Source organism: Rhizobium sp. LjRoot254 (genome assembly GCF_964254105.1).
GTDB lineage: Bacteria > Pseudomonadota > Alphaproteobacteria > Rhizobiales > Rhizobiaceae > Rhizobium_E.
The window spans coordinates 4,115,350-4,138,390 of the sequence record NZ_CAXUSM020000001.1 but is presented as its reverse complement, the minus strand read 5'-3'; the positions used below and the strand labels follow the sequence as shown (position 1 = coordinate 4,138,390).

Genomic DNA, 23,041 nt, shown 5'->3' with positions numbered 1-23,041 from the left:
CACATCGCGATGTCGGCGGAGGAGCCGTCCACAGCATCAACAGCGGACACGCACTCCAATGTCGGCCAGTCTACGCAGCCGGTCAGTTATCGCACGAGCCGATATTCCTGCATCACATGAAGCAGAGTTTCGGCACGTGCGGCAAGTTCGTCAGGAAGATTCAATCGAACTTGTAAGACGTCTGTTCCTCGGTCGATACCAAGCCACGCGGTAATCGGCACCGGCCCAGAAAAAACAGCCGACGCCCAGCGCTCTGGAGTGCCGTCAGTATTCGATCCTTCGATGTCATCACGCAGTATTTTGAGCAAGCCTTCATCGAGACAGTCGCCCGACATATGTTGAATCTCGTCAAGCAAGGCATCCAAATTTGCGAGCCATACCCAGTTTGCAATTTTCACCATTTCTGTAGGCCTATTTTCTCCAATGAGCCTTGGTCAGCAATGGGCCAATAAAGAAGAGGAAGTGCAGCGGAGTGTTGGCCCGGAAGGCATTTTCGTCGTCGGCGCGATTTTGACACATGCCTTGCCATACCTACCGCCTTGAGTAGGGTCAACAGGGCTCTATGGCCGCTTTGGGCCAAGACCTGTCAAACTGAAGTGTTAGAGAAGGGTGTCTCCTACCCCCTCTGCCGATCCTTCAACTCCAGAAACAACCCCGCATGGTCCAGATCCTCTCCACCTAGCTCATGCACAAACCGATGATACCGTGCCTGCTGCAACTCCGCCTGCGGCAATGCCAGCCTGAGGCTTGCGGCCTCCTCGAGCAAGTTATTTAGATCCTTCAACTGAAGCGCCGAACGCCCGCCCGGCGTGAAATCACCATCCGCCATCCGCTTGCCGTGCTGCTGCAGGATGATCGAATCGGCAAATCCACCCTTCAATGCCTCGCGCAGCCGGTTCATGTCGGCGCCGGCGGATTGCATCAGTAGCATCGCTTCGGCGACGATGCCGATCGTGGTGGCGACGATGCCCTGGTTGGCAAGCTTGGCGAGCTGGCCGGTACCTGATGGGCCAACGAGCGTGGGGCGGCCCATGGCCGAAAGCGCGGCCTTGACCTTCTTGAAGGCGTCTTCCTCGCCGCCGGCCATGATCGCCAGCGTGCCGTCGGTCGCGCCCCTGGTGCCGCCGGAAACCGGTGCGTCGAGCGCGCTTACGCCCTTCGCCTTGAGCAGGTCGAAATGCGCGCGCGCCTCACGCGGCTTGATCGAGCTCATGTCGACCAGGATCGCGCCCGGCTGCATCGCATCCGCCACGCCGCCATCGAGCAGCGCCCGGACCGCACCGCCGTCGGACACCATGGTGATGACGATATCGGCATTCCGCACGGCCTCCGTCACTGAGGTCGCGACGGTGGCCCCATCGGTCTTCAGCGCCTCCGCCTTGTCGGTCGAACGGTTCCAGGCGGTGACCGGAAACGCCGCCTTGAGGAGGTTGCGCGCCATCGGTGCGCCCATCAATCCGGTTCCGAGAAAGGCGATCTGCAGCATGCGGGAAGGTCCTGTTGGCGGGGACTGACCTATAGCAATCCCTTCCTTTATCCACAACGGCGGCGCCGATTTTGGCAATTGTCAATATTCGCAGGATTTATTTTAGCCCGGTGTGAACCGGCTTGAAGCCCCCGGCGTAATAACCCGCTACATCTAGACTAGGATCACAGTCACGCGTGGAACGGGTATCGCATGGATAGTCAACTGAGACGCCCGCCCAAGCAGCAACGGAGCCGCGGGCGGGTGGAAGAAATTCTCGCCGCCGCCAAGCGCCTGATCGGGGAAAAGGGCATCGACGGCGTCAAGATGCGCGAGATCGCTGCATTTGCAGGAGGGCCGATCTCCTCGGTCTATCAATATTTTCCCAACAAGTCGGCGATTATCGCGACGCTGTTCCAGCAATGGACGGAGGAGATCGAGGCTGCGATCGGCGGTCGGGCCGCCGAGGTGGCCGATCTCGACGGGTTGCAGCAATCGGCGTCCGACATGCTCGATTATTTCTTCGAGCGGGTTCATTCGGACCCGGCCATCCTCGACCTGATCAACGCCGTCCAGGCCGACAAGGCGCTGTTGAATCTCGACATCGAAAGCACCCGCCGCCAGACCAACAGCTTCTGCGAAGCCGGCCTGCCCTTCGTGCCGGCATCGCGCCACGAGGATTTCCGCAGGGTTGCCTTCCTGATGTTTCAGCTGACGGCGGGCGCTGTCAGGCTGGCGCTGTCGGATGGGCAGGACAGCGGCAACGTGCTCGAAGACTACAAGACGATCATTCGCGGCCAGATCTCGCTGTTCACCATGCCGGAATGACTGACCCTGCGTCTTGATCAGAACATGTTGCGCATCCGCGCGCGACGCAGCACGGCATCGGGATCGGAAGACAGCGGTGCGCTCCTGATATCGAGCATATCTCCCCGGGAGAGGCCGATGTCACGCAGCAGATTGTCGTCGAGCGCGTCGAGATCGCGCAACACGGTTCGACTCCTGCGCATCCCGCCGAGCGCGGCGGCGAAGGCGGAAAGTCTGGCGAGGAGTGTCATCCTCGATGTGTGTGCTTCGTTGAACATCGTCATTTGAAAATCTCCTGGCCGGACCTGCATAGGCCCCGGCATGTTGAATTTCTCTGTCAGGTCATGCGGCGGCTGCGTGAATGATTTGGCATTGCCATGCGGCCGGAGCCGAATTCCGCAACATTGGCTCGATGCATATTCACAGCACCATACGACAGGCCGCTGCCACTATCTGTCAGCATCGTGCACATCTGAAAAAGAAAAAGCCCGGCCAGTTGCTTGGGAAGGCAACGGGACCGGGCAGTCATGCAGGGTAGCTTGGCGGACACCCTGCGGGGAAACGGTTCAAGGGGAGGTCAGAACAGTTTCAGGCGGCGTGGGGACGGGGAGCCCCCACGAATTAGCTATGGCGCACGCCCTTCAGCGGATTCTTGCGCGCACCGATCAAATGCAGCATGGGATCGGTGCTGATCGGCGCTTGAAGTGCGATCTCGACGTCACGACGGCTCAGCCCGATATCGGCAAGCTGCGCATCGTCGAAGTCGCGCATATTGGCTACGGCACGGCGGTTGCGCCAGGTGCCGAATGCCGCCACGCTCCACGAAAGAAGCGCGGTTGCGTTGAATTTCGACAATAGGGTTCCTCTGCCCGCAATTGCGCTTGCGGGCGCTTCTTCACAGATAGACATTGGTATCTCCTTGGCACCCCGGCCGTGGTTTGCTTGGCCTGAGCTATCGCTTTCGATGCTGAAAATATGCAAGAAATCTATTGATCAGTCCAACGAATGTTTCTAATGGTAATCATCAATCACTCTGATGGATAGGTTGGGCCATGACCGCACCGCTTGACATTGACCAGTTGCACACCTTCGTCGCCATTTCCGATGCCGGCAGCTTCACCAAGGCCGCCGACCGGGTGTTCAAGACGCAGTCCGCTGTTTCCATGCAGATGCGGCGGCTCGAAGAGCGCATCCGCAAGCCGCTTTTCGTCAAGGACGGCCGCGGCAACCGGCTGACGCCCGAGGGTGAGAAGCTGCTCAATTATGCCCGCCGCATGATACGCCTCAACAACGAGGCCGTCGCGGCCTTCGACGACAATCGTCTTGAAGGCACGCTGCGCATCGGCACGCCTGATGATTATGCCGACCGCTACATGCCGGAGATCATCCAGCGCTTCGCCCGCTCGCATCCCAATGTCGAACTCTACATCGTCTGCGAGCCCTCGGTGGACCTCGCCGAGAAGATGTCGAAGGGCGAACTCGATATCGCGCTGGTCACCCACAATCCGTTGGAGCGTGAGTCCGAAGTCGTGCGCACCGAGCCGCTCTGCTGGGTGATGTCGGCCAATCATCCGCTGCCCGAGAATGCGCCGGTGCCACTCGCGGTCGGCCGTCGCGACTGTCAGTGGCGGCGTCTCGCCTGCGCCTCGCTCGATGCAATCGGCCGTGAGTACCAGATCCTGTTCACCAGCTGGTCCTCGACGGTCGTGGCTTCCGCCGTGCTCGCCGGCATGGCGGTCTCGGTGCTGCCGGAATCGGCGCTGCGGACCGGCATGAAGGTGCTCGGCCAGCCCGATGGCTTTCCGCCCCTGGCACCGGTTCAGATCGGCATCATGAAGCGGCCAGGCCTTTCGACCTCGCTCACCAACGCCATCACCGCCCATATCAGCGCCTGCCTCGACAACATCACGCCGCCGAGCGTGGTGGAGGACGAGATGAGCCGCGACATCAACGTGTTTCCCCGCATCGGTCGCGTGCGCGCGGGGGCGATGCAGCCGGGGTGGTGAGACGCGATTGGGCTGGGATTTGGCCGCAATTCGTGTTGCGTTCGAGTGGCGGCGCGCTAAATTGAATTGAGATTCAGTTCCTGATCCTGCTTCAATGAGGCGGGTGCTCACCCCTCACCAAGCGTGCCCAAGAACTCGACTTCGTCTCGTTCGGGCTTGCTATCCTCTCCCACAAGGGGAGAGGTAAACCTGCGGCACCGGCTCGCCCCATGCGATGGCCGAGAGCGAGGCACCTTACCTCTCCCCTTGTGGGAGAGGATACGCAGGCCGCGAGAGGCAAAGCCGATCGCTTGGCCGAAGTTGGTGAGGGGTGAACACCCAACTCGCTGGTGGCGGGTTCTTATGCATTTGACACGAGGCCAACATGACCGACCGTTCCTTCACCACGATCGAAAACCAGTGGATCACGTTGAAGGACGGCACAAGGCTCGCCGCCCGCATCTGGATGCCCGGTAATGCCGAGGCCGATCCGGTTCCGGCGGTGTTCGAATTCCTGCCCTATCGCAAGCGCGATGGAACCAGCCCGCGCGACGAATCGACCTATCCGGTCTTTGCCGCGGCGGGCATTGCCGGGGTACGCGTCGATATCCGCGGTTCGGGCGAATCCGATGGCGTGATCGACGGCGAATACACGCCGCTGGAACTGGCGAACGCCGTCGAACTCATCGAATGGATCGCGGCGCAGCCGTGGTCGAATGGCTCGGTCGGCATGATGGGTATTTCCTGGGGCGGCTTCAATTGCCTGCAGGTGGCGGCTCTCCGCCCGAAGGCGCTGAAAGCGGTGATCTCGATCGCCTCGACTGTCGATCGCTATAATGACGACATCCACTATAAGAACGGCACGCATCTCTCGGCCCAGCTTTCCTGGGCGGGAACCATGCTCGCCTACCAGTCACGCTCGCCCGATCCGGCGCTGACGGGTAACCGCTGGCGCGACATGTGGCAGGAGCGGCTGGAGGCCGAGCCGTTCTTCATGGAGGAATGGCTGCAGCACCAGCGTCGCGACGATTTCTGGAAGCACGGCTCCATTTCAGAGAATTTTGCCGAGGTCGAGATCCCCGCGCTGGTGATCGCCGGCTGGGCCGATGGCTACCGCAACACGCCGCTGAAGGCTGTCTCCGGCCTCGGCGCGAAGTCCAAGGCCATCATCGGCCCCTGGGTGCACAAATATCCGCATTTCGCCTGGCCGAAGCCGCGCGTCGATTTCCTCGGCGAGGCGATCCGCTGGTGGAACCGCTGGCTGCGCGGCGAAGAGAATGGTGCCGAGAACCTGCCGCGGGTACGCGCCTATATCATGGATGCGGTTAAGCCCGCCGTGCGCCGCGATTTCGATCCAGGCTTCTGGGTCGCCAAGGATATGTGGTCGGCGCCGGCCGCCGATCTCTTCCATGTCGGTGCCGATGGCAAGCTCGGAAAAGGCATGGGCGGCGTCGGTGCCGTCCATCTGAAATCCCCGCTCGATACCGGAACGTCGTCGGGCGAATTCTTCACCCTGAAGCCGGATGCCGAAATGGCCGTCGATCAGCGCGGCGACGATGCCGGCTCGCTGGTCTTCGAGACCGCTGTTCTCACCGAAGCCGTCGATTATCTTGGCATGCCGAAGCTGAAGCTGACGCTGAGTTCGGATGCGCCGCTCGCCAATCTCTGTGCCCGCATCGTCGATGTGCATCCGGATGGCTCGGCGCTGCGCGTCTCCTACGGTGTGCTCAACCTCGCCCATCGCAAGTCGAACGAACATCCCGAGCCCCTGGTGCCGGGCGAGAGGACCGAGATCGTGATGGAACTCGATGCCTGCGGCTATCGCTTCGCGCCAGGCCACCAGATCAGGCTGTCGCTCTCGACCTCCTATTGGCCGATAATACTGCCGCCGCCCCATGATGCTGCGCTCACCATCGAGACCGGCTCGATCGCGCTTGCCATGCCGAAGCTCGGTGCGGCGGAGAGGATCGAGATGAAGGAACCGGAAAATCCGAGCCCGCTGCCGGTCTATCTCGAGCAGATCCCGTCGGCGACACGCCGGAGCGTCACCCGCGAACTCTCCACCGCAACCACCATCTACCGGATTCATGAGGATACCGGCCGCCACGAACATCCCGGCACAGGGCTCGCCACGCGCCAGATCCGCGAAGAGGAGTGGTCGATCACGGCAGGCGATCCGCTCTCCATGACGGGCGAGGCAAGCTGGGTCTGCGACATGGCGCGCGACGGCTGGTTCGTCCGCACGGTTTCCAGCGTCCGCATGACCTGCACCGAAGAGGACTGGGTGATCAGCGCCGAGGTGAAGGCCTATGACGGGGACAAGCAGTTCTTCGAAAAGCTGTTCGAGAAGGTCGTGCCGAGGGATATGATGTGAGGGAGAAAGACCCCCGCCCCAAACCCCTCCCCACAAGGGGGAGGGGCTTAACGCGCCGCTCGCGACCCGCCAAACCCACCGTCGCGCCAGCAGCAACGGTGCCTTCCCATGAACGGGTGATTGAGGCATCGAGGTGCCGCGGATTAAGCCCCTCCCCCTTGTGGGGAGGGGTTTGGGGCGGGGCCTTTCTTGTACCGGGAAGCCAACGCCCTCAATGCCATCACCGCCCGCTCGGCCTCACCCGCACCGACAAAGATGTGGTCGTGATAATAGCCTGCAACCACATTGGCACTGATCCCGTGGCGGGTGAGTTCTGTGGCGAAGGCGGCGGTGAGGCCGACGGCATCGAGTGACGAGTGTACGGTCAGCGAAATGCACCGCATGAGGCCGCTGGCGGCAAGACCCGCAGCCTTGGCCTCGTCGGCAGGTAGTATCAACGTCTGGCCTTCGTCCTCGAGGAAAGTGCCGATCGGGTTGAGCCCCGGCGGCACGGCTCTGCCGGGCACGGTGGCGAAAACGAAGTCGCCGTCGCGCAGTGAAGGCTCCATCGAGGCCAGCAGTTTTTCCAGATTTGTCTCGCCCGCCACTCGCGCCTCCCACCCCTTGCATGGAAACGATATAGCGCAGCGCTTAGGGCTATTCCATCGCGAGAATATGGTTGCGCACGACAGGATAAATCTCGTTCTCCCAGCGCCTGCCGTTGAACACCCCGTAATGGCCGACATTGGCCTGCAGGTGATGGCGCTTGAGGTGAGGGCGGAGCGACGAACAGAGCTCGTGCGCCGCCGCCGTCTGGCCGAGCGCGCAGATATCGTCACGGCCGCCTTCCACCGTCAGTAGTGCCGTGCGGCGGATCGCGCCGGGATCGACTTTTGCGCCGCGATATATGAAATCGCCGGTCGCCAGTTCCGCCTTCTGGAAGATGCGATCGATGGTCTCGATATAGAATTCCTCGGTGAGGTCGAGCACGGCGAAATACTCGTCATAGAAGGTCTTGATCTTCTCGGCTTCCTTCACCTCGCCCTTGGCAAGGTGCTCGTAGAGCTTCTTGTGGGCGTTGCGATGGCGGTCCATGTTCATCGCCATGAAGGCCGTGAGTTGCAGGAAGCCCGGATAAACCCGCCGCCCGCCGCCGGCATGGCGATAGGGCACGGTCGAGATCACCGAGGTCTGGAACCAAGCGAGCGACTTGGAGACCGCGAATTCGTTGACATCGGTCGGGCTTTCGCGCGGATCGATCGGACCAGCCATCAGCGTCATCGAACGTGGCGTGCAGGGATGGTTCTGCTGCGACATCACGGCCGTGGCGACGAGCCCCTGGACGCAGGGCTGGCAGACAGCGAGGATATGCGCGCCCGGCCCGATCGCTTCGAGAAAGCGGATGATATATTCGACATAGTCCTCGACGCCGAACTTTCCAGCCGAGACCGGCACGTCCCGGGCATTGGTCCAGTCGGTGATGTAGACGTCATGATCGCGCAGCAGGGTTTCCACCGTGCCGCGCAAGAGCGTCGGGAAATGGCCGGAGAGCGGCGCGATCACCAGCACCTTCGGCTGCGGCGTTTCGATATCCTTGGCGAAGTGCAGCAGCTTGCCGAACGGCAGGTCGAGCGCCACCTGTTCGGTGACCTCGGCCTCGCTATTGCCGCTCGGCACCTTCGCGATCGCGAAATCCGGCCGCGTATGCGTGAGCTTGAAACGGGAGATCATTTCCAGCGCGGCAAGATACTCGCCGGCGAGATATCGCTTTGCTCCCGTAACGCCCGTGTTCAACAGGCCGAGCATGGATCGGGCCCAGAGGCGCCATGTCGCGGCGAAGTCATCCTGAAGCTGGTAGACCTGGTAAAGCATGAGCCGCCCCGCCGCGCTTTTTCATTGTGCAATGCGAAAAACTAGTGCATTTTTTCCCGGCTGACCAGATAATATATCGCGGTCGCAGCATCCTTGTCAGGATAAGTCTAAATGCCGGAAACGACGCTTACGATCTCCTCGAAGAATTACTCCTCTTGGTCGCTGCGCGGCTGGCTGCTGTGCAAGATGGCGGGGTTGGACTTTGTGGAACTGCCAGTCGATCTCGATGATCCCAAGGCCCGCCGCGAGTTGCTGCTGCTCTCGCCCTCGGTATTGGTGCCGAGGCTGACCCACAAGGGTGTCGCGGTCTGGGATACGCTGGCGATCGCGGAATATCTCAACGACGTTTTCCCCAAGAAGGGGCTGCTGCCCAGGGAGGCGGTGGCGCGCGCGCATTGCCGGGCCGTAAGCGGCGAGATGCATTCGGGCTTTCACAACATGCGCTCGGCGCTGCCCATGAACATCAAGGCACGGCATGATCACTTCAAGGTCTTCACCGGCGCCCGCCCCGATATCGAGCGCATCAAGGAGATCTGGCAGGAATGCCTCGATGCCTATGGCGGCCCCTGGCTCTTCGGCGACAAGCCGACCGTCGCGGACGCCATGTATGCGCCGGTCTGTTCGCGCTTCCTCACCTATGCCGTCGATCTGCCCCCGGCGCTCGCCGCCTACCGCGACATGGTGCTCGATTGGGACCTGATGAAGGAATGGGCCGAAGGCGCTACCGCCGAGGCCGACGAGATCATCGAGTTGGAAGTGGAATTCTGAGACCAGTTCGCTAGTCGTCAGCTTATTTTTCCTGTCTGCCAGAACATGTATTCGACCGCCATCCGTAGCCGGAAACCTGCATCCTGAACGCGAGGCAGGTTGCATATATTATTTATTGCAATTTTAAATAAATATGCCAGTGTACTGCACGGGCGTCCGGACGAACCCAAGTTGTTGAAACACAAGCCAAACTGCGTCGCTCGTCGGCGCCGTTGCGAGGCTTATTGTCTTCAGGGGAGAATAGCATGCTTGCATTGCTGAAACTCGGGCTGGCCGGAATACAGGTACTCCAGCTCATCAACGACCTTGCTGCCGCCGGCTTCAAGCCGAACGGCACCACCGGGAATGTCTTTACCTCGACGGTCAAGGATGCCGTCATGGCGTTCCAGTCCGCCAATATCGGTCCCAATCTCATGCCGCTCAAGATCGACGGCCAAGTCGGGCCTTTGACACGCTGGGCGCTCGATGTAGCTCTCGGCAAGATCGCGATGCCGACCATACCGGCGATCCCGGCTCCGGGCAATAACGCCAAGCCGGCGACCGTTTCGACGGCGGGATGGAACGCTCTGAAAGTCGCCCGCCAGGAACTAGGCAAGGGCGAAAGCGGCAGCGACAATCACGGTCCCGATGTCATGAAATACCATGCCGTGACGGGCGCGGGAGCGGGCGACAGCTGGTGCGCTTCGTTCATCTCCTTCTGCTTCCATACCGGCAATCCCGGGCACATGCCCTATGCGGCCACGGCCGGCGCGCGGGACACGTTGGCCAAGTTCAAGGCTAGGGGCTGGACCTACACGGCTGATGTCAATAACCCGCCGGAACCGGGCGACATCCTGGTCTTCTGGCGCGGTTCAAAGACCGGATGGATGGGACATATCGGTATCGTGGAGTCCTACGACAACGGCATCGTGACGACCATCGAGGGCAACAAGGGACCGTTCAAGTCCGTCGTGCGGCGCTATACCTACACGCTTGGCCAGATCGACAAGATGCTCGGCTGGGGCCGCGTTCCCTGAACGACGGGCTCAGAGTCCCACTTCATGTGCCCAGGGCGGGTTGGCGCCCGCCCGGGAGACGGTGACCGCCGCGACCTTCGCCGCCATTGCCAGCGCATTGCGCACGGCCTTCTGGTCAAGGTTCGCAACCTGGTACTTGGTGAGCAGGCCGTCGCGCTTCAGCGACGCCAGCACGCCGGCATCGAACGTATCGCCGGCGCCGATCGTGTCGACAACGGTGACCCGTTCACTCGGCACGTCGACCTTCATGTTTTTCGTGTAGCCCACCGCGCCATCGGCGCCCTTGGTGATCACCACCAGCTTGGGGCCGATATTCAGCCATTGCGCCGCCAGCGCATCATGGTCGCCGCTCATGCCGAACCATTCCAGATCCTCGTCCGAGAATTTGATGATGTCGGACTGTGCGGCCATGCGCATGATGCGGTCGTGATGGGATTGCTTGTTCTTGATGAAGCCCGGCCGGATATTGGGATCGAGCGAGATCACGCGGGCCTCGTGCTCGCGGGCGAGCAGCGCTTCGTAGGTACCGCCACAGGGATCGGGGATCAGGCTGATCGCGCCGAAATGCAGTGCCTCGACATTGTCGCCGAGCGCCGGCAGGTCATCGGTCGTGATCATCCGGCCGGCCGTGCCCTCGTCGTAGAAGGCGTAGGTGGCCGAACCGTTGATGAGCTTGACGAAGGCCACCGTCGTCGGGCGGCCCGAGATCGCACAGAAGCTGAAATCGACATTGGCGGCGGCAAGCGTCTCGCGCAGCACATCGCCCAGCATGTCGTCGGAGAGGCCGGTGAAGAAGCCGGTCGGGATGCCAAGTCTGCCAAGCGCGATTGCCGTGTTGAAAATCGCCCCGCCGGCATAGGGTGCATAGGCCGCTTCGCCCAGCGTCGATTGACGCGGCAGCATGTCGATCAGCGCTTCCCCGCAGCACAGGATCATATCCGGAGCCTCCCGTTCGATGTCTTTTTCAATCGATTAGAACATCGGATATGAAATTGCCAGCGGATTTGCGTCCGAGAATGTTTTACGCCGCGACGGTTGCGGGAACTTCGAGGCCGAGCAGCATGTGGATCTGCGGACGCGCCTTGACCAGGTCGTCGATCGTGTATTCAGAGAGCACATCGAAGAAGGCGTTGAGTGCCCGGCGGAGAGCCGAATTCAGGCCGCAGCTGTCGATCAGCGGGCAATCCTGCGCGCCTTCGTCGAAGCATTCGGCCATCGAGAAATTCTCCTCGGTGACGCGGACGACATCGAAAAGCGTGATCTTGTCGGCCGCGCGGCCCAGGCGCACGCCGCCATTGCGGCCGCGAAGCGTCTCGACCAGGCCGGCCTTGTGCAGCGGCTGCAGGATCTTGAACAGGAAGAGCTCGGAAACGTTGTAAGCTCTCGCGATTTCGGGGATACGGCTGAGTTTCCCGCCATTCGCGGCGCAGTACATCATGATGCGCACTGCGTAATTCGTCTGCTTCGTCAGCCGCATGCCATTCTCCTCGAGGGTTTGCTGCAGCCTATATAGACCGTTCCGCAGTTTGGAACAATTCCAAAAAGCTGAAAGTCACAATCATGTTAGAATTTGCTTTTGGGCATTGACGGGCGGCTCTTGGATGATGTTTAGAGCGGGGTAATGTAAACCCAAAAAGTCAAGTTCAGGAGGACACAATGCACAAGACGGCTTCCATCACATCGCTCGCCGCAACACTGGCACTTCTCGGCGCCTTTCCGGCACTCGCCGATGGCGAAGTGAATATCTATTCCTATCGCCAGCCCGAACTGATCCAGCCGCTGCTCGATGCCTTCACCAAGGAAACCGGCATCAAGACCAATGTGCTCTTCCTCGACAAGGGTCTCGTCGAGCGCATGACCGCCGAAGGCGAGAACTCGCCGGCCGACGTCATTCTCACGGTCGATATAGCCCGCCTGACCGAGGCCAAGGACGGCGGCGTCACGCAAGCCGTATCCGACGAGACGATCAACAAGGACATTCCCGCCAACTTCCGCGATCCCGAGGGCAACTGGTTCGGCCTGACCACGCGCGGCCGCGTCGTCTATGCTTCGAAGGAGCGCGTCAAGGAAACCGCGATCACCTATGAGGAGCTTGCCGACCCCAAGTGGAAGGGCAAGATCTGCATGCGCGACGGGCAGCATTCCTACAATATCGGCCTGATCGCCTCGATGATCGCCCATCACGGCGCCGACTATACCGAGAAGTGGCTGACTGGCCTCAAGAACAATCTCGTCACCAAGCCCAATGGTTCCGACCGCAGCCAGGCCAAGGCGATCTTCGCCGGCGAATGCGATCTCGCTATCGCCAACACCTATTATGTCGGCGTCATGATGACCAACGACAAGGAGCCGGAACAGAAGGATTGGGCCAATTCACTGCGCGTGATCTTCCCCAACACCGCCGATCGCGGCACGCATGTCAACATTTCCGGCATGGCCATGGCCAAGAACGCCCCGAACAAGGACAACGCGCTGAAGCTGATGCAATTCCTGTCGGAAGGCGAGGCCCAGAAGATCTATGCCGAGCAGGTCTTCGAATATCCGGTCCTACCGGGCGCTGAACCCTCGGCGATCGTCAAGGGTTTTGGCACCATCAAGCCCGACACCCTGCCGCTGACCGAGATCGCCAAGAACCGCAAGCAGGCTTCGGAACTGGTCGACAAGGTCGGCTTCAACGAGGGTGCGACGGAGTAAGATCGGTCGGCACCGGCTACCATCGATCATGGATGGTGGGCATATCGTTCCGCCTTGAGCAGAGGCGGAACGAGGCTGAGCCTTCACGCGAAGCCTATACCGCGAACACGAAATCCGCCTCGGTGACCTGAGACGCCTTCACGTCAAGGAGCGTAAGAGTCGAGCCCCTGCCGAGATCGATCACCGTATCGCGGCCGTTCCTTTCGACATCGAACTTGGTGCCGGCCACCAATTCGATGAAATCCTGATTGCCTTCGCCACCTTTTGCGTCGAAGTCGGTGATGACGTCCTTGCCGCTGCCCCTTCGGAAGAAGAACGTGTCGACGTCCTCGCCCCCCGTCATCTTGTCGTTACCCCTGCCGCCATCGAAATAGTCTTCTCCGAGCCCGCCCAGCAGCCTGTCATTGCCCGCGCGCGAGAAAATATCGTCGTCGCTATCGGTTGCGAGGAACGTGTCGTCACCGGCGAGCAAATTCGCAATGATCTTTTCCCGCGTAAGATTATGGAGGGCCAGATCGGCGAATTTCCATTTTCCCGTAAAGCTGTGCAGGGCAGTGTCCGGTGATATGGCTTCCGCCTCGAAGACCGTCACTTTGGTGACTGTCCCGGAATACACAAGATTGCTGACCGAAAGATTGGTGCCTTCAAACCGGATACTGCGATTGAAGTCGCCCTGCGTCTCGAAGAAGAATTCCAGAAATCCCGGGCCGCCCTGGATTGAGTAGAATCCGGCCGCCCCAATCATGAATTCAATAGGGTCCTGCTCATGGAAAAGACCGTCGACCTTCGCCATCTCTCTGCCTCCTAGCCATTGATCCGAGGCGAGAGGATACACCCAGGATTGCTCTGGTGGAAGTCGATGGCGGGATATCGGGTTGGAAACGGGGCTATTGCCCGCCAACTTCCTTCGCCCACTCATCGATCTGCTTGCGTCGTTCCGGCGTGCCGGGATGGGTCGAGAGCATGCTGGTGCCGCCCTTGTCGCCGAGCCGCTCCTCGAGCAGTTTGAAGAACCGGCCGATCGCCGCCGGGTCATGGCCCGCCTTGGACATCAATTCCACCGAAATCCGATCGGCCTCGCTCTCGGCGCCGCGCGAATAGGAGAGCGAGAGGAGGGCGGCGCCATCCGTCAGCACCTCCTCGCCGCCGGAACCGACATCGCCGGCGATCAGCATGATCAACCCGGCAAGGCCGGCAGCGCGATACATCTGCCTGAGCGAATGGTTCTTCTCGACATGGCCGATCTCGTGAGCCAGCACGCCGAGGATCATCTCCATGTCGCCCTTGGCCATCTCGACCAGCGCGTCGGTGATGACGAGCGAGCCGTCGGGCAGTGCAAAGGCGTTCGGCCCGATGAAGCCGCCGTCGCGGAAGTTCAGATTGTAGCCCGCCTTGCCGCGCGTCGAGAAGCCGGCAATCTCGTCGAAGCCGGCGCGGATTTTCTGCTGTTCGGCAAGCGGCAGCTTGCTGGCCGAGAGCATGGTCTGGTCGAGCGACGCCAGCGTGCCTTGGGAAAGCCAGCCGGGCACGGCCGGCGGCGTCACCAGCACCGCAACTTCGACCAGCGCTGGCAGGGCGTAGCGGTAGATGAGCGTCGCCAGCAGGAAGACGAGCACGACGAAACCGATCAGCCGTGGCCGGAACTGTTCGAGTTCCGAGATCCAGCCGGTACGATCGGACCGATGCGCTTTCAGCAGTCCGTCGATCGCATCGTTGTCATGGGTTTCGAACGTGGAGTCGTTGTGCAGCATGATGCGCCGGGGGATGCTGCCGATCCTGTCGGAAATCTTGACCGACTGGAGTTCATCGCGATAGGCGATGGAACCGTCGCCATCGAGCCGGATCGAAAGCCGCGCGCCGTCGGCGAGCAGCGTGGCGGCGATCGCCGCGTTGGATTTCGGCGGATGCCAGGTGCCGCCTGCGATCTCGACGCCGTCAGAAGCCAAAGTCCATACCCTCTATCTCGAGGAACTCGGCGCTGAAGGCGGAGCCGGAGGCGAGGATCGAGGACATGACCTCGCCGACATCGCCCTTCAGGGTTATCCCGCTATGCTCGGCCATATAACGCGCTTCCCGCACCGCCGCCCAGGGCCGCATCAGGCCGAGCGAAAACACGGTCACCAGGAAGTTCGAGAGCACGATCCAGAAATAACGGCCGCGCGAGAGGTCGCTATGCAGCGGATGCACCTTGTCGAAGAACATCGAATTCATCACGACATTGCGCACCACGATGCGATAGATGATGCCGGCCACGACGAAAACCAGGATAATGGGGATGATCACGGCATAAAAGGCCGCGATCGTCAGCCCGATCCGCTCCTGTTCGCTGTATGTGTCCACGTTGTTGGTCACGTCCATGACGAACGGCGCCACAAACAGCCAGGCGATCGCCGCGGCGAGCAGCAGGCCCATCACCACCATCAGCGCCGGCAGCAGCCAGCCGCGATAGATCGCGCCGACCCGGGGGTCGGTCTCGAAGCCACGGTCGCCGTAGCGCAGGTTGTTGAAGATATAGCGATAGCTCCAGCGGCTGACGAATGGTGCCAGGATGCCGAGGGAAAGCGCGGCGACGAGACCCCCCAGAAGGATGGAGACGAAAGCGCCCCAAGCCTTTCCGGTGAAATCGAAGCGGATGTTGCGATAGCTCGATACACGTGCGTTGAAGCGAAGGCTGCGGGCGATGAAGAACGGCAGGATCACCATGAAGGCGATCGGCGACACGAGCCCAAGCAGCGGATAGACGCTGGTGACGACGTTGATGATCGAAATCACGACGAAGGCGATGAACCAGCCGAGAAATATCTGCAGCCCGGTGGCATGATAGTCGAAGGAATGTCCATCGAGGAAGGTGTTGCCGCGGAAGTAGCGAATCCGGCGGACCTTGGCCCACGCCGCGTAGATGCCGAGGGTGATGATCGTCAGCAGGATATTGACGATCCAGATGCCGAAATACTCGCCGGCATTACCGCGGAACTCCGCGCGCCGGAGATTTCCCTCAACCCGTGTTCCAAATGCCATCGGCCGCCCTTCATCGAAATGGATGTGTCGGATTTCCTACGGACAGCGATGCCTTCTTATTCGTCATGCTTCCCCGGGGATAACAAGCACGGCGTTCGCAAACGGGCAAGCCTGCACGCTGTGGATGCACAGGTCTTTCGCGCCTGAATTGATCAGGCGGCGATATCCTTCTGTCCGGCTGGCTGATTGGGTCGGCGCAAAGGCGGCATCATCGATTCCTCCTCGGCATCCTGCGGCGCGCCCCAGAAGGATTGCAGCACCGGGCCATCCTTGAGAAGACGTCGCCGGAAGAGCGCCTCGGACAGTTCGCGGAACCAGACGCGGCGGCCCATCCTGGTGTACCAGCGCATCGAATGGCGCTGCACGGGGTCGCGATGGAACAGGATGCGGCAGAGCGCTTTCGGCCGTGCCTGGACCATCACCTCGATCGCCTTCACCGCCAGCACCAGCATCAGCGGGTGAAAGTGCTTCATCTTGAGCACCTGGTGCTTGTAGTCCCAGTTGCGGATATCGGGTTCGACCACCTGCCGGTCCCGGGCAATGCGGAAATAGGGCGTCCAGCGATGTGGCGTAACATACAGCATCTGGATCTGGTCTGGATCGTAGGCGAGCAGGTGGCGGAAGCCGCGCCAGAGATCGGACCAGCGGTCGTCCTCGAAGCCGACGACCCAGGTGCCCATCGAGATGATATCGTGCTCGCGCAACAGGCGGATCGCCTCGCGGTCCTTCGACGTGCCGCCACCCTTGCGGATCATCGTCAGCGTCGCCTCGTCGGTGCTTTCCATGCCAAGCAGCCAGCGCACCACGCCGGCCTTGCGATAGAGATGCAGGATATCGGCATCGCGGACAATGTCGTCGGCGCGCGTCGAGCCGGCGATCTGGACGGGCACGTTTTCGGCGATCATCGCTTCGAGAAAGGCCTTCCACGCCTTTTTCGACGATGTCGGGTTTTCGTCGGCGAGATTGATGAAGACGACGCCTTCCTCGCGATAAAGCCGGGCGATTTGGGCGGCGAATGCCTTCGGGTCGCGATGGCGCCAGCGGGTCCAGAAGCCGCGCTGGCCGCAGTAATTGCAGAGATGCGGGCAGCCGCGCGAGAACTGCATGATGACGGCGCGCTTGCCGCCCCAATAACTGTAGAGCCTGTGATCGATCAGCTCCCAGCCGATGCGGTACCGGTCGAGGTCGTTGGCGGCCTGTCGCGGCTGGGTGGCGGTTATTTTGCCGGATGCATCGCGGAAGGCGATGCCGGCAATCCGGGCCAGCGGCAGTCCGGCCTCGACGGCGTTGATCAGTTCGACCGCCGTTTCTTCTCCCTCGCCACGCACGATGAGATCGACCTCAGTACATTCAGCGAGAATCTCGCGCCAGTGATAGGTCGGAAAGACGCCGCCATAGACGGTGAGAATCTCGGGCCGCACCGCCTTCAGCATCCGAAAGAGCTGCGCGGCTGTCGGATGCACGCTCGTCGAGCCGGAATGCCCGATCAGGATCGCGTCGGGCGCATCACCCAGGGCCTCGCTGACGATCTGCACCAGCGGCATGTTGGTCCGGTCGGCATCGACCAGTCGCACCGTGTGGCCGGCATCGGCCAGCGGACCGCCGATCGAAAGCAATCCGAGCGGCGGCAGATGGTCGTCCGGAATGCGGCTGCCGATCGATGTGTGTGGCGGATTGATCAGAACGATGCGCATGTGAAGTGTCCCCCGTTTTCGTTGCCCTCATAGAGCGAACCGAAGGGAGCGGAATTGCGGCTCGATCCGGGCGGGATTGCGGGAGATTCGCGGAGTGTTGATGGCAATCGCCCCTTGCCAAACAGGTCACCCTGTCATAACCCCACGCCATGACCGCAGAGACCTCGCTTCCATCGAAGGCCGATTTCGCCCATGTGACCGACTGGGTGTTCGATCTCGACAACACGCTCTATCCGCACCATGTCGATCTCTTCGCGCAGATCGATCGGAACATGACGTCCTATGTCGCCGATTACCTCGGCCTCGATTACGACGAGGCCCGCGCGCTGCAGAAGAAGTACTATCACGAGCACGGCACGACGCTGGCCGGGCTGATGCACCATCACGGTGTCGATCCGCACCACTTCCTCGATGCCGCACACAAGATCGATTATTCGCCGGTGCTGGCGGATGCCGATCTCGCCGATGCGATCAAGGCGCTGCCGGGCCGCAAGTTCATCTTCACCAACGGCACGGTGAAACATGCGCAAGCCGCAGCCCGGGCGCTTGGCGTGCTCGATCATTTCGAGGACATTTTCGATATCGTCGCGGCCGATTTCGTACCCAAGCCTGCCAATGCCACTTATGACAAATTCGCCAGCCTGCATCGTGTCGATACGAAGCATGCGGCGATGTTCGAGGACCTGCCGCGCAATCTCGTCGTGCCCAGGCTGCTCGGCATGAAGACGGTGCTGATTCTGCCGGAGCCCGGTTACAAGGGCTTGGAGCGCTGGGAAGAGCACAACGAGGATGACGGCAACATCGATTTCGTCACCAACAAGCTCTCGGAATTTCTGAAGGCAATTCTCTAGGTTTTAAAGCTTCTACCCTTTTGACGGCACCTGATTTTCAGCGGGTGCGCGGTGCATCGAAATCCATCTACTTGCAAACATACCGTACGTACGGTATGTTTCGTGTATGCCAAGACAGACCAAACACCATCCTGAACGTGGCGATGCGAGAACAAGGCTTCTGGATGCGGCTGTCGACGTCATCCGCGCCAAGGGTTTTGCCGCAACATCTGTGGAGGACCTTTGCGAGGTGGCCGCGGTGACGAAGGGATCGTATTTTCACCATTTCAAGACCAAGGAAGCCCTCGGCGTAGCAGCCGTGCGGCATTGGCAGGCGACGTCGGATGGTCTGCTGGCCGATGCCCCGTACCATGCGCCAGACGATCCGCTCGATCGTCTTCTGGCTTACGTGGCTTTCCGCAAGTCGATCATAGCAGGTGATATTGCCGAGTTCAGTTGTCTCGCCGGTACGATGGTGCAGGAGATGCACGCGACATCGCCAGCGATTCGCGATGCCTGTCGCGACGATATGCTTGGTCATGCCGGGACCCTTGAGGGAGATATCGCCGCAGCTATGAAGGATCGCGGCATATCGGGCGATTGGACAGCCGAAAGCCTGGCACGTCACACGCAGACCGTCCTTCAGGGTGCATTCGTGATTGCCAAGGCCGGAAACGATGCCGAGCTGGCGCGTGAAGCGCTCGATCACCTCGGTCGATACATTCGTCTTTTGTTCAACTGCCCCGATACGGAGGAGGTATTGGCATGACACAGAATTTCCAACTCGCCTGCGCCTGCGGCAAGGTCCATCTCGACGTGGAGCGCACGCCGATCATCAGCACCGAATGCCATTGCAACAGCTGCCGCGAGGCAGGCGCCAGGCTCGACAAGCTCCCCGTTTCCCATCCGATTCTAGAGCCGAACGGCGGCACGCAATTCGTGCTCTACCGCAAGGATCGCATCCGCTTGGTCAAAGGCGCCGAACTGCTCCGGGAGTTTCGCCTCACACCAACGTCCAAGACGCGCCGCGTCGTCGCCGGCTGCTGCAACACGCCGGTCTTCCTGGAATTCGAAGGGGGTCACTGGCTGAGCCTTTATGCCGGCCTATGGCCAGAGGGCACTTTGCCGCCGCTTGATCTGCGCACGATGACCGGTGACCGGCCGCCGGAAGGAGCGGCCCTTGCAGGCGACGTGCCGAGCGGGGCGCTGCAAACGGCGAAATTCTACGCCAAGCTCCTCGGCGCCTGGATTGCGATGGGATTCAAGAGCCCGAAGATATCAGTCAATGGAGAGATCAATGCCTGATACCGATGACAAGATCACGATCGAAAGCATCACCTCGCCGCACCACACCGAACGCGTCAACCGCGCCAAGTACATGGCGATGCGCGAGGCGCTGATGGCCATTCTTCCCGGCGATCCACCCGGCCTGACCGTGGCCGAAGCCAAGGACGCGCTGCTGCGGCATCTGTCCGAGGAATATTTCCCCGGCGGCGACAAGGCCGGATGGTGGCTCAAGGCCGTTCAGCTCGATCTCGAAGCCAAGAGTATCATAAAGCGCGGGCCGAGCAGTCCCGTGCGGCTGTTCAAAACCTCCAAATAATCGAAGAACGCCAGATGAACCCGGTGTTCAGCCCGCGTTCAGCCGGCACTTCCTATATCAGGGTCAACTTTGGCAGGCAGAGCGGTCGATCGTTTCTCGTTCCCGTAGTGCCGCCCCAGAGGAAGCAACCATGCAGCAACTGCTGCGTTTATGGATAGACTTGCTCTATCGACTGAAAGGCCCAGACATGAAAATCAAGACCGCACTCATTGCCGCTATTGCCGGCGTCTTTGCCGTCACCGCAACCGTGCCCGCTTTCGCCGCCAAGGATCCGGCGAAGAAGGAAAAGCGCATCAATCGGATGATCAAGCGCGCCGACCTCAATGGCGACGGCAAGATCTCCGAGAGCGAACTGGCCCGCGGCATCGCCGTGACCTTCGCTGCGCTCGACATCAACAAGGATGGCGCGCTGAGTGCAGACGAGATCTCCAATGCCAAGGCGACGATGAAGGCCCACCGCAAGCAGGCCCGCGCGGCCGGCGAAGGCCGCCTTCACTTCGTGAAGTTCCCGGCCAAGAAGATCACCAAGCGCTTCGACAAGATCGATGCCAATGGCGACGGCAAGCTTTCCGAGAGCGAACTGACGCGCGTTTCCGAGCGCATGTTCAAGAAGCGCGACAAGGATGGCGACGGCTACATCACCACCGCCGACTTCAAGCGCTGATCGAACAGCCAAGCTGACATCCGGGCCGCCCGCCTCTGACGGGCGGCTTTTTCATGCCTCCTCTTCGGCGTAATAGGCCTTCACGATGTCGAAGGCTTCCTCGGCCGTGTCGACGAACCGGATCAGTTCCACGTCCTCCGGCGCGATCGTGCCGAACTCGGCCAAAGCCTCGAAATTGATCACCTTCCGCCAGAATTCCGCGCCGAACATCAGGACCGGGATGCGCGCCATGCGGCCGGTCTGGATCAGCGTGACCGCTTCGAAGAACTCGTCGAGCGTGCCGAAGCCGCCGGGGAAGACCGCCACCGCCTTCGCGCGCATCATGAAATGCATCTTGCGGATCGCGAAATAATGGAAATTGAACGCCAGATCGGGCGTCACATAGGCATTCGGCGCCTGTTCGTGCGGAAGCACGATATTGAACCCGATGCTCGGCGCGCCCTCGTCGTCCGCGCCGCGGTTTCCCGCTTCCATCACGCCCGGCCCGCCGCCGGTGACCACGACATATTCGCGATGGTCAAATTCGGCCGACCATTGCGCACAGAGCCGGGCGAACTGGCGCGCCTCGTCGTAATAGATGGATGCGGCTTCCAGATTGCGTTTCTGCACTTCGTTGCGCGCCGCCCAAGCTTCCTGGCCGGGCGCCGGGATGCGTGCGCCGCCGAACAGAACCACGGTCGAGCGGATGTCGCGATCCGACAGCGCCATCTCCACCTTCATCAGTTCGAGCTGCAATCTCAGCGGCCGGAGTTCCTCGCTGGAGAGGAAATCCAAGTCGGCGAAAGCCAGCTTGTACGACGACGATCGGGTCTGCGGCGTACTCGGCACACGGGCGGCACGCTTCTTGTCCGCGCGGTTGCTTTCCAGAGGCGCCCAGGCGCCGTCCTTGCGTCTTAAACTGTCGGTTTTCCCCTTTGCCATCGCCATTTCCATCCGCTATAGACCCGGCCGACAGGCCGCATTCTTTCGACCAGAATAATCCTTCAAAGTTTAAGGAATTGACATGACCGCCACCGATCTTGCCTCGCTCGAACGCACAATCGACGCTGCCTTCGACGACCGTGAGAATGTCAATGTCTCGACCCGCGGCGAAGTCCGCGATGCCGTCGAGCACGCGCTCAATCTTCTCGACAGCGGCAAGGCACGCGCTGCCTCGCGCGGCGAGGACGGCACCTGGACCGTTCATCAGTGGCTTAAGAAAGCGGTGCTGCTGTCCTTCCGGCTGAGCCCGATGCAGATCATCAAGGGCGGCCCGGGCGATGCGGTCTGGTGGGACAAGGTCGCTTCCAAGTTCGACGGCTGGAGCGCCCACGAGTTCGAAAAGGCCGGTTTCCGCGCCGTGCCGAGTGCTGTCGTGCGCCGCTCCGCCTATATCGCGCCGGGCGCGATCCTGATGCCGTCCTTCGTCAATCTCGGCGCCCATGTCGGCGCCAACACCATGGTCGATACCTGGGCCACCGTCGGTTCCTGTGCCCAGATCGGCGCCAATGTACACCTTTCGGGCGGCGTCGGCATCGGCGGCGTGCTGGAGCCGCTGCAGGCCGGTCCGACCATCATCGAGGACAATTGCTTCATCGGCGCCCGCTCGGAAGTCGTCGAGGGCTGCATCGTGCGTGAAGGCTCCGTCCTTGGCATGGGCGTTTTCATCGGCAAGTCGACCAAGATCGTCGACCGCGCCACCGGCGAAGTCACATATGGCGAAGTGCCGCCCTATTCGGTCGTCGTCGCCGGCTCCATGGCATCGGGCAAGGAAATGCCCAACGGCCAGGCCGCGCCGAACCTCTATTGCGCCGTCATCGTCAAGCGCGTCGACGAGCAGACCCGCTCGAAGACAGGTATCAACGAGTTGCTGCGCGACTGAGATCCGGAGGGCGTTGGGATGCGGATCGCAACGCCCAAATCGGACATGTTCTGGCTCTTCTTCAGCCCGTCGGGCAGGATCTCCCGGCAGCCCTACGTCATGACGCTGCTGTTCTGGATGGTGCTGCAGATGATCGCCGTGTCGCAGATGTTCGCCGGTGACCGCCGGCACAGCGATGCCCTGATCGCGTTCGCGACGCTCGGCCTCATCGTCGTCAGCCTCCTGACCTTCGTCTCGATGATCATGCTCACCATCAAGCGCGTCCACGACATGGGCTATCCCGGCCTGCTCGCCTTCCTGATCTTCCTACCGGTCGTCAGCTTCTTCGCATTGATATGTTTCTTGTTCTGGCCATCCAGCCCACCCAACCAGTTCGGCGACTATCCCAACCGCCCGCAATGAACAGCCGAT

The 23,041-nt window shown here is 61.1% G+C and carries 26 protein-coding genes; 13 read left to right on the top strand and 13 right to left on the bottom strand.

Annotated elements, in window-relative coordinates; genetic code table 11:
- Nucleotides 1-86 precede the first annotated feature (86 nt).
- On the bottom strand, nt 87-401 hold the full coding sequence (locus ACSQ26_RS20375) for a hypothetical protein (protein ID WP_436012071.1): 315 nt from the start codon (nt 399-401) through the stop codon (nt 87-89).
- A gap of 215 nt (nt 402-616) precedes the next feature.
- Nucleotides 617-1,486 (bottom strand): NAD(P)-dependent oxidoreductase, encoded by an 870-nt coding sequence (locus ACSQ26_RS20370; RefSeq protein WP_436012069.1) that lies wholly within the window; start codon nt 1,484-1,486, stop codon nt 617-619.
- Between the two features lie 243 nt (nt 1,487-1,729).
- Here ACSQ26_RS20370 and ACSQ26_RS20365 point away from each other — a divergent pair, with 243 nt between their 5' ends.
- Nucleotides 1,730-2,293: a TetR/AcrR family transcriptional regulator gene (locus ACSQ26_RS20365; RefSeq protein WP_436012067.1), complete on the top strand. Its 564-nt coding sequence runs from the start codon at nt 1,730-1,732 to the stop codon at nt 2,291-2,293.
- A gap of 17 nt (nt 2,294-2,310) precedes the next feature.
- Here the strand turns inward: ACSQ26_RS20365 and ACSQ26_RS20360 are convergent, their stop codons facing one another.
- Together ACSQ26_RS20360 and ACSQ26_RS20355 are read right to left on the bottom strand one after the other, a co-directional pair.
- Complete coding sequence (locus ACSQ26_RS20360; protein ID WP_436012065.1) at nt 2,311-2,556, bottom strand: DUF1127 domain-containing protein; 246 nt, start codon at nt 2,554-2,556, stop codon at nt 2,311-2,313.
- 337 nt (nt 2,557-2,893) lie between these two features.
- A complete protein-coding gene (locus ACSQ26_RS20355; RefSeq protein WP_436012063.1) occupies nt 2,894-3,127 on the bottom strand; it encodes a DUF1127 domain-containing protein in 234 nt (77 codons plus the stop codon).
- A 197-nt stretch (nt 3,128-3,324) separates the two neighbouring features.
- On the opposite strand from ACSQ26_RS20355, the gene ACSQ26_RS20350 reads away from it, so the two are divergent.
- On the top strand, nt 3,325-4,278 hold the full coding sequence (locus ACSQ26_RS20350; RefSeq protein ID WP_436012061.1) for a LysR substrate-binding domain-containing protein: 954 nt from the start codon (nt 3,325-3,327) through the stop codon (nt 4,276-4,278).
- 364 nt (nt 4,279-4,642) lie between these two features.
- Nucleotides 4,643-6,631, top strand: coding sequence for a CocE/NonD family hydrolase (locus ACSQ26_RS20345; protein WP_436012059.1), 1,989 nt, complete (start codon nt 4,643-4,645; stop codon nt 6,629-6,631).
- A 143-nt stretch (nt 6,632-6,774) separates the two neighbouring features.
- On the opposite strand, the gene ACSQ26_RS20340 is transcribed toward ACSQ26_RS20345, so the two are convergent.
- Complete coding sequence (locus tag ACSQ26_RS20340; RefSeq protein WP_436012057.1) at nt 6,775-7,218, bottom strand: ACT domain-containing protein; 444 nt, start codon at nt 7,216-7,218, stop codon at nt 6,775-6,777.
- 49 nt (nt 7,219-7,267) lie between these two features.
- On the bottom strand, nt 7,268-8,482 hold the full coding sequence (locus ACSQ26_RS20335; protein WP_436012055.1) for a polyhydroxyalkanoate depolymerase: 1,215 nt from the start codon (nt 8,480-8,482) through the stop codon (nt 7,268-7,270).
- A 111-nt stretch (nt 8,483-8,593) separates the two neighbouring features.
- Between ACSQ26_RS20335 and ACSQ26_RS20330 the strand changes: the two genes are divergently transcribed.
- On the top strand, nt 8,594-9,250 hold the full coding sequence (locus ACSQ26_RS20330) for a glutathione S-transferase (protein ID WP_436012053.1): 657 nt from the start codon (nt 8,594-8,596) through the stop codon (nt 9,248-9,250).
- 245 nt (nt 9,251-9,495) lie between these two features.
- Nucleotides 9,496-10,266, top strand: a complete 771-nt coding sequence (locus ACSQ26_RS20325; RefSeq protein WP_436012051.1) for a CHAP domain-containing protein — start codon at nt 9,496-9,498, stop codon at nt 10,264-10,266.
- Between the two features lie 9 nt (nt 10,267-10,275).
- Here the strand turns inward: ACSQ26_RS20325 and ACSQ26_RS20320 are convergent, their stop codons facing one another.
- Together ACSQ26_RS20320 and rirA are read right to left on the bottom strand one after the other, a co-directional pair.
- Complete coding sequence (locus ACSQ26_RS20320) at nt 10,276-11,202, bottom strand: carbohydrate kinase family protein (protein WP_436012049.1); 927 nt, start codon at nt 11,200-11,202, stop codon at nt 10,276-10,278.
- Nucleotides 11,203-11,287: 85 nt separating this feature from the next.
- A complete protein-coding gene (rirA, locus tag ACSQ26_RS20315) occupies nt 11,288-11,743 on the bottom strand; it encodes an iron-responsive transcriptional regulator RirA (RefSeq protein ID WP_436012047.1) in 456 nt (151 codons plus the stop codon).
- A 179-nt stretch (nt 11,744-11,922) separates the two neighbouring features.
- On the opposite strand from rirA, the gene ACSQ26_RS20310 reads away from it, so the two are divergent.
- Nucleotides 11,923-12,960, top strand: a complete 1,038-nt coding sequence (locus tag ACSQ26_RS20310; protein ID WP_436012045.1) for a Fe(3+) ABC transporter substrate-binding protein — start codon at nt 11,923-11,925, stop codon at nt 12,958-12,960.
- Between the two features lie 94 nt (nt 12,961-13,054).
- Here the strand turns inward: ACSQ26_RS20310 and ACSQ26_RS20305 are convergent, their stop codons facing one another.
- From ACSQ26_RS20305 to bchE, 4 genes are all read right to left on the bottom strand, one after another.
- The gene (locus ACSQ26_RS20305) at nt 13,055-13,753 is read right to left on the bottom strand and encodes a calcium-binding protein (protein ID WP_436012043.1); all 699 of its coding nucleotides are present in this window, start codon (nt 13,751-13,753) and stop codon (nt 13,055-13,057) included.
- 94 nt (nt 13,754-13,847) lie between these two features.
- A complete protein-coding gene (locus ACSQ26_RS20300; RefSeq protein ID WP_436012041.1) occupies nt 13,848-14,906 on the bottom strand; it encodes a M48 family metallopeptidase in 1,059 nt (352 codons plus the stop codon).
- Complete coding sequence (locus tag ACSQ26_RS20295) at nt 14,896-15,978, bottom strand: YjgN family protein (protein ID WP_436012039.1); 1,083 nt, start codon at nt 15,976-15,978, stop codon at nt 14,896-14,898. The genes ACSQ26_RS20300 and ACSQ26_RS20295 overlap by 11 nt, the downstream gene beginning before the upstream one ends.
- A gap of 152 nt (nt 15,979-16,130) precedes the next feature.
- A complete protein-coding gene (bchE, locus tag ACSQ26_RS20290; protein ID WP_436012037.1) occupies nt 16,131-17,672 on the bottom strand; it encodes a magnesium-protoporphyrin IX monomethyl ester anaerobic oxidative cyclase in 1,542 nt (513 codons plus the stop codon).
- Nucleotides 17,673-17,821: 149 nt separating this feature from the next.
- Between bchE and ACSQ26_RS20285 the strand changes: the two genes are divergently transcribed.
- The 5 genes from ACSQ26_RS20285 (at nt 17,822) to ACSQ26_RS20265 (ending at nt 20,769) form a co-directional block, all read left to right on the top strand.
- Complete coding sequence (locus tag ACSQ26_RS20285) at nt 17,822-18,523, top strand: pyrimidine 5'-nucleotidase (protein ID WP_436012035.1); 702 nt, start codon at nt 17,822-17,824, stop codon at nt 18,521-18,523.
- A gap of 106 nt (nt 18,524-18,629) precedes the next feature.
- A complete protein-coding gene (locus ACSQ26_RS20280; protein ID WP_436012033.1) occupies nt 18,630-19,271 on the top strand; it encodes a TetR/AcrR family transcriptional regulator in 642 nt (213 codons plus the stop codon).
- A complete protein-coding gene (locus ACSQ26_RS20275; protein ID WP_436012031.1) occupies nt 19,268-19,807 on the top strand; it encodes a GFA family protein in 540 nt (179 codons plus the stop codon). The genes ACSQ26_RS20280 and ACSQ26_RS20275 overlap by 4 nt, the downstream gene beginning before the upstream one ends.
- Nucleotides 19,800-20,105, top strand: a complete 306-nt coding sequence (locus ACSQ26_RS20270; RefSeq protein ID WP_436012029.1) for a DUF6958 family protein — start codon at nt 19,800-19,802, stop codon at nt 20,103-20,105. Before ACSQ26_RS20275 ends, ACSQ26_RS20270 begins: the two co-directional genes overlap by 8 nt.
- Nucleotides 20,106-20,292: 187 nt before the next feature.
- On the top strand, nt 20,293-20,769 hold the full coding sequence (locus ACSQ26_RS20265) for an EF-hand domain-containing protein (RefSeq protein ID WP_436012027.1): 477 nt from the start codon (nt 20,293-20,295) through the stop codon (nt 20,767-20,769).
- A gap of 51 nt (nt 20,770-20,820) precedes the next feature.
- Here the strand turns inward: ACSQ26_RS20265 and ACSQ26_RS20260 are convergent, their stop codons facing one another.
- Nucleotides 20,821-21,690: an LOG family protein gene (locus ACSQ26_RS20260; RefSeq protein WP_436012025.1), complete on the bottom strand. Its 870-nt coding sequence runs from the start codon at nt 21,688-21,690 to the stop codon at nt 20,821-20,823.
- Nucleotides 21,691-21,772: 82 nt separating this feature from the next.
- On the opposite strand from ACSQ26_RS20260, the gene dapD reads away from it, so the two are divergent.
- Both dapD and ACSQ26_RS20250 read left to right on the top strand, forming a co-directional pair.
- On the top strand, nt 21,773-22,630 hold the full coding sequence (gene dapD / locus ACSQ26_RS20255) for a 2,3,4,5-tetrahydropyridine-2,6-dicarboxylate N-succinyltransferase (RefSeq protein ID WP_436012023.1): 858 nt from the start codon (nt 21,773-21,775) through the stop codon (nt 22,628-22,630).
- A gap of 18 nt (nt 22,631-22,648) precedes the next feature.
- Nucleotides 22,649-23,032, top strand: coding sequence for a DUF805 domain-containing protein (locus ACSQ26_RS20250; protein ID WP_436012021.1), 384 nt, complete (start codon nt 22,649-22,651; stop codon nt 23,030-23,032).
- The last annotated feature ends 9 nt before the right edge of the window (nt 23,033-23,041 follow it).